We start from the raw sequence: 5,898 nt of genomic DNA, 5'->3' as shown, positions 1-5,898 counted from the left end.
GAGGAGGCCCAGCGCCTGCCGGACATCGAGCCGCTGGTGCGCGATCGCAACTTCTGGATCGCCGTGGCCGCGGGCGTGGTGTGCTTCATCGCGGGCTTCTTCTTCACCAACGCCCTCCGGTACGTGGCGCTGCTGGACATCCCCGCCTTCGGCTTCGCCGCCGTGTTGGGGCTGCGCTACGTGGACGAGCTCCAGCACCGGGATCGGCTCAAGCGCCGCGTTGAGATGTGCACCGTGCGCGAGAAGAAGGCCCAGGAGGAGTTCGAGGCCGACGCGGGCCCGGTGCGCAGGGCCATGGAGGTGTTCGACGTGGACACGCCCAGGGAGATCGCGCCCCGGCTCCAGCGCCGCGAGGAGCTTGGTGCCAGGGTGGCCGAGCTGCGTGCCCAGCTCGTGTCGATGGAGACGCATCCGGAGTTCGTCGAGGCCGGCCAGCAGCTGCCGCTGCTGCGCCAGCAGATCGAGCTGCTCAACGCCAAGGTGGCCGAGAAGGGCGCCTTCGTGCGCGACCTGCGCGAGGTGGAGCGGGAGCTGTCCCGGCTCAAGGAGTCCATCCAGATCGCGCGCAACCCGCAGATGATGGGCGGAATGCCTGGCGCGGACCTGGGCGGCCTGGAGGCGCTGGAGGATCCCTCGCCCATGCTCATCAACCTGGCGGCGGACGTGCTCGCCACGAACACGCAGGCCGTGATGGGGGCGCTGCGCGACCGGTGCGTGCAGTACTTCAGCGCGCTCACGGATCGGCGCTACGTGGGCGTGGAGTGGGACAAGGACGGGCGGACGACGGTGGTGGCCGCCTCCGGCCGGCGCATGCCCGTGGGCGAGCTGCCTCCCAAGGAGGTGGACATGTTCTTCTTGAGCCTGCGGCTGACGGTGGTGGAGAAGGTGAGCCCCCGGGTGAAGCTGCCCCTCATCATCGAGGACGCGCTGGCGGGCGTGGACGACGCCAAGCTGCCGCTGCTGGGGCGCATGCTCAAGCACCTGGGCACCCTGACGCAGGTGCTGCACATCACCGCGCACCCCGGCTTCGCCCAGCTGTCAGACAGCACTGTCAATCTGTAGCGAGGGCCCCCATGCCGGGGGCCAGGGGAGGGGAGGGGTGGCGGTGGATCGCAAGGGGTATGGGAACGAGGGCGAGGAGGCCGCGGTGCGCTTCTTGGAGTCCAGGGGCTATCGGGTGCGCGCGCGCAACTACTCCTGCCGCCACGGGGAACTGGACGTGGTGGCCGAGCACGGCGACACCGTGTGCTTCGTGGAGGTGCGGATGCGCTCCACGGCGGTGTGGGGAGACCCCTCCCACACGGTGTCCTTCGCCAAGCAGCGCAGGGTGGTGAAGACCGCGCTGCACTACCTCCTGACCCAGCGGCTGCGGGACAGGATGATTCGCTTCGACGTCATCTCGGTGGTGGGCCGCGGCGAGCGCGCGACGGTGGAGCACCTGCCGGGCGCCTTCGACGCCGGCATGTGAGGCTCGGATGTCTGGAACGCTCTACCTGGTGGCCACGCCCATCGGGAACCTGGGAGACATCTCCTCGCGCGCCCTGGAGACGCTGCGGAAGGTGTCCTTCGTGGCCTGTGAGGACACGCGGCACTCGCGGGTGCTGTTGGACCACTTCGGCATCTCCGCGGACACGGTGAGCCTGCCGGCCTTCGCCGAGGGCCAGCGCGCCGGCCGCATCCTGGACAGGCTCCAGGCCGGCGAGGACTGTGCCCTGGTGACGGACGCGGGCAGCCCGGGCATCAGCGATCCCGGGGAGAAGCTGGTGGCCGAGGCGCTCGAGCGCGGGCTGAAGGTGGTGCCGGTACCAGGGGCCACGGCGCTGGTGTCGGCGCTGAGCGCCTCGGGGCTGCCCACCGGGCGCTTCCACTTCCTCGGCTTCCTGCCGCGCAAGGGCCCCGAGCGCCAGGCCATGCTGGAGGAGGTGGCGCCGCTGTCGGCCACCATTGCCCTCTACGAGTCCCCGCGCCGGCTGGCCGAGACGCTGGTGGACCTGCGGGACGCGTTGGGGGACAGGCGCGCGGTGGTGGCGCGGGAGCTGACGAAGCTGCATGAGGAGTTCGTGCGCGGGACGCTGACCGCGTTGGCCGAGCGCTACGCGGCCGAGGAACCCCGGGGCGAGGTGGTGGTGCTGGTGGAGGGGCGGGGCGGCGAGCGCCGCTGGTCCGAGGACGAACTGCTGCGCGCGCTGGAGCAGGGGCTGGGGCGAGGCGAGAAGCTCAAGGGGCTGAGCACCGAACTGGCCCGCCGCGCCGGTTGGGCCGGTCAGGACGTGTACCGGCTGGGGCTCGGACTGAAGAAGCGGTGAGCCCCTCCTCCCGCGCCCCTTCTAGAACGCGAAGGTGGCGCTCAAGTCCAGCCGGATGTCCTTGCTCTCGGTGGCGTGGAAGCGCCGCGAGACGAAGTCCGTGCGGAAGTCGAAGTTCGGGTTGATCTCCTGGGGGTTGCCCGTGAGGTCCACCGAGCCGTTGCCATCGAGATCCTTGCCGATCTTCTCGTCCGTCAGCACGTGGTCCGTGTTGTGGAGCAGCATGCCCGTGCCCCCCAGGGACAACACGTCCGACACCTTCATCTTCACGGCGAACTGGCCGCCCACCTGGAGGTAGTCGCCCGTGTAGAGCAGCTTGCGCAGCGGGCCACTCAGCTCGTTGTAGTAGCGGCCCTCGGACACGTAGTTGGCGATGGCGCGCAGATCCAACGTGAAGTGGCGCTTGGGCTGGTCGATGACCAGGAACTCGGAGCCGAACTGCACGCCGCCGGTGTGCGGCGCCTGGATGCCCGTCTCCTTGCGATCCCACCCCGTCAGGCCGCAGTTTTGCGGTCGGCCCAGGTTCTGCGGCGTCTCGCTCGGGTGCTCGCAGTTGGAGTAGGCGCCGGGGCCGCGCACCGGGACGGTGTAGTGCACCCGGAAGTACGGGTCCGCCAGGCCGATCTTCCGCGAGAGCGCCGTGTACACCGTGTACTTGTGCACCCGGTCACCCACGGGACCGCGCTCGTCCTGGGTCGGCACGGTCGGGTCGAGCCGCTCGGCCGTGGGCGCCTCGTAGTCCAGCCCCACCACCCAGTTGGGCTTGGTCTCGTCCTTGCGCTGGTTGAAGATGCCCCAGGCGAAGCCGAGGCGCACGTTGCCCAGGCCCCCGCGGTGCGTCTCCAGGGGCACGGCGAAGAGGGGCTGCGGCACCGCGGCCGTGCAAGGCTCGCCCGTCGCCGAGCAGTTGTTGACGACGCGGTTGTTGATGATGCTCGAGTTGCTCTCGTTCGTCCCCGCGACGAAGTGCCACGACTCGTCCCGGAGGAGGATGACGGGCAGCCCGAACGAGAGCTCCACGTCCGGGGAGATGCCGAAGGCCACGTCCAGGTTCAGCCGCGTGTCGGAGCCCCGGTACCACAGCTCGTTCTGGTACTGGCGCGTGCCGCCCGGCTGCGTGGGGAGCGCCTCGCGGACGATCTTCTCGCGCCGCTGCGAGTGCTCGAAGCCCACGTCGATGAACATCCCGAACGGGTCATCGTCCTCGAAGGACGAAGCGACACGGGTAACATCCGCCGCGGTGGCGACGAACGGCACACCCAGCGTCAGCGCGGCGACAACGGCGCGAAGCCTGGACATCCGACCTCCGAAACCAACACCCTCGGGTATCCAGGGTCGGTGCGGGGCCCCCGTTGGACCGCCTGCGCCACCTAACCCCCGAGAAATGTTGAGAAATTTTCGGGGACGCTAGCCGTCGCAGGCAGGGGTGTCAAGAAAGCGATGGCTCAGCCGCCCGCTACCGTGGTGCCGGTGCCGAGCAGCCCATCCAGCCGGCGCATCTCGGCCTCGAAGGAGCTGCGCAGGGCGGGCGCCAGGGAGCGGCGGTAGGTGCGGTGGCTCTCGTACGGATCCAGCACGCGCTCGTTGGGGCCCTCGAGCTGGTAGTGCAGGTGGGGCGCGAAGGAGCGGCCGCTGTTGCCGCTGCGGCCCAGCACCGCGCCCACGTTGAAGCGGTCGCCGACCTTGAGCGAGCGCGGCAGCTCGTCCATGTGCAGGAAGAGGGCGTGGCGACCCTTGCCACCGCTCTCCACCAGCTCGATGCAGTTGCCGTTGTAGCGGAAGCTCCAGTTCTTGCGGAGGACGGTGCCGGTGAAGGGCGCCTTCACGGGGGTCCCCACGGGCGTCTTGAAGTCCACGCCCTTGTGCCGGCGGCCATCGCGCAGCAGCGACGTCACCTGCTCGTAGTCGTCCAGGGGCGAGTGCTCCAGGCGCAGCTCCAGCTCCTCGCCACTGGGCAGGTAGTAGCGGGGGTTCTGGTCGCCCTCGGGCTGGAAGCGGTAGCTGCGGTGCGTCTGGCCCGTCTTGTTGCTGGTGAAGCGCACCGCGTGGACGAGCGGCTCCTCGTTGGGGCGCGTCTCGTAGAGGACGTCCAGGGTGTCACCGCGGCGCATGTCGCCCGGCACGTCCACCCACCACACGAGCGTGCGCGTCACCACCTGGGCGAGCGCGGGGCCCACCTCGGGGCCGGCGGCCGCGACGACCGCCGTCTCCAGCGGGCCGTCGATATGGATGGTGGCGCGGGAGAGCCCGGCGGCCTTGAGCGGATCCGTGGGGGCGGGCGCCGCGGCGACGGGGGCCGGAGCAGCGGCCGTGGGGGCGGTGTTGGCGGCGGCGGCACCCTCGGACGGCAGGGGCACCGGCGCCACGAGGGCCTGCTGCGTGGCGGCGGGGGTCGGCTGCTCCGAGGCGAGTCGCTGCTTCCACCACCAGACGCCTCCGGCGCTCATGCCGAGCAGCAGGGAGACGATCATCACCGGCCCCAGAGGGCTCTTCTTCGGTGGAGATCCAAGGGTGGGAAGAGGCGGCCGCATTCAAGCTCCCAGAGGGTCGATAGGGGGTTGCGCCGGGACCGAACCGCCGGTCTCACGGCGATATTTCGCCGCCGTGAACTAGTCGTCGATCGCGTCGTCCCGCCCCTCCTGGGCGGTCGTGTCGCGCAGGCCGAATTCCTTCATCTTCGTCTGGAGGGACTTGCGGCTGATCTGAAGCAGCTTGGCCGCTCGCGTGACGTTGCCGCCCGTCTCCTCCAGGGCCTTGGTGATGAGGTCCTTCTCCAGCTCGGCCGCCTTCATGCGGACGATGTCCTTGAGGCCGCCCTCTCCAGTCGTGGCCTCCTGAAGAGCGGCCGAGGGAGCGTGCGCTGCGGAAGTGGCTCCCTGGCGGACCGGCTCCGGGAGATCCTTCGGGGTGATGTGCGGCCCGTCGGCGAAGAGGAGCACGCGCTCGATGAGGTTTTCCAACTCGCGGATGTTGCCGGGCCAGGAGTAGGCCTGGAGCAGCGTCATCGCGTCGTCGGTGATGCCCTCGATCTTCTTGTTGAGCTTGCGGTTGTACTTCTCCACGAAGTGCGCCGCGAGCATGGGGATGTCGCCGGGGCGATCGCGCAGCGGCGGCAGCACGATGGGTACCACCGCCAACCGGTAGTACAGGTCCTTGCGGAAGCGCCCGGCCTCGATCTCCGCCTGGAGGTCGCGGTTGGTGGCGGCGATGAGGCGCACGTCCACGCGCGTCGTCTTGATGCCACCCACGCGCTCGAACTCGCCCTCCTGGAGCGCGCGCAGCAGCTTCACCTGCATCTCGACGGGGATTTCTCCGATCTCGTCGAGGAAGAGGGTGCCACCGTCGGCCAGCTCGAAGCGACCGGGCTTGGAGGTGACGGCGCCGGTGAAGGCCCCGCGCTCGTAGCCGAAGAGCTCGGACTCGAGGAGGTTGTGGGGGATGGCGGCGCAGTTGATCTTGATGAAGGGCTTGTCGCGGCGGCTGGAGGCGCCGTGCAGGGCGGATGCGATGAGCTCCTTACCGGTGCCGCTCTCGCCGGTGATGAGGACGGTGGAGGGGGTGTCCGCCACCTTGTCGATGATCTTGAAGACGT

Annotated in this window: 6 protein-coding genes; 3 read left to right on the top strand and 3 right to left on the bottom strand. The window is 69.7% G+C overall.

What is annotated here, in order from left to right; genetic code table 11:
- The 3 genes from VF794_RS05920 to rsmI form a co-directional block, all read left to right on the top strand.
- A partial coding sequence (locus VF794_RS05920; RefSeq protein WP_414640877.1) for an ATP-binding protein occupies positions 1 to 1,062 on the top strand: 1,062 nt, incomplete at its 5' end.
- A gap of 37 nt (positions 1,063 to 1,099) precedes the next feature.
- Positions 1,100 to 1,468, top strand: a complete 369-nt coding sequence (locus VF794_RS05915) for a YraN family protein (RefSeq protein ID WP_331108205.1) — start codon at positions 1,100 to 1,102, stop codon at positions 1,466 to 1,468.
- Positions 1,469 to 1,475: 7 nt separating this feature from the next.
- Positions 1,476 to 2,306 (top strand): 16S rRNA (cytidine(1402)-2'-O)-methyltransferase, encoded by an 831-nt coding sequence (rsmI, locus tag VF794_RS05910; protein WP_331108204.1) that lies wholly within the window; start codon positions 1,476 to 1,478, stop codon positions 2,304 to 2,306.
- Positions 2,307 to 2,327: 21 nt separating this feature from the next.
- On the opposite strand, the gene VF794_RS05905 is transcribed toward rsmI, so the two are convergent.
- The 3 genes from VF794_RS05905 to VF794_RS05895 form a co-directional block, all read right to left on the bottom strand.
- Entirely contained in the window at positions 2,328 to 3,605 is a 1,278-nt protein-coding gene (locus tag VF794_RS05905; protein WP_331108203.1) for a hypothetical protein, read from the bottom strand.
- A gap of 146 nt (positions 3,606 to 3,751) precedes the next feature.
- Positions 3,752 to 4,837, bottom strand: a complete 1,086-nt coding sequence (locus tag VF794_RS05900) for a peptidoglycan DD-metalloendopeptidase family protein (protein ID WP_331108202.1) — start codon at positions 4,835 to 4,837, stop codon at positions 3,752 to 3,754.
- A 78-nt stretch (positions 4,838 to 4,915) separates the two neighbouring features.
- Positions 4,916 to 5,898: sigma-54 interaction domain-containing protein (locus tag VF794_RS05895; protein WP_331108201.1), on the bottom strand; the 983-nt coding region annotated here is incomplete at its 5' end.

Source organism: Archangium sp., from assembly GCF_036389735.1.
Taxonomy (GTDB): Bacteria; Myxococcota; Myxococcia; order Myxococcales; family Myxococcaceae; genus Archangium.
Note: the sequence above shows the minus strand (reverse complement) of the source record. Positions and strands in the feature narration are given on the sequence as shown.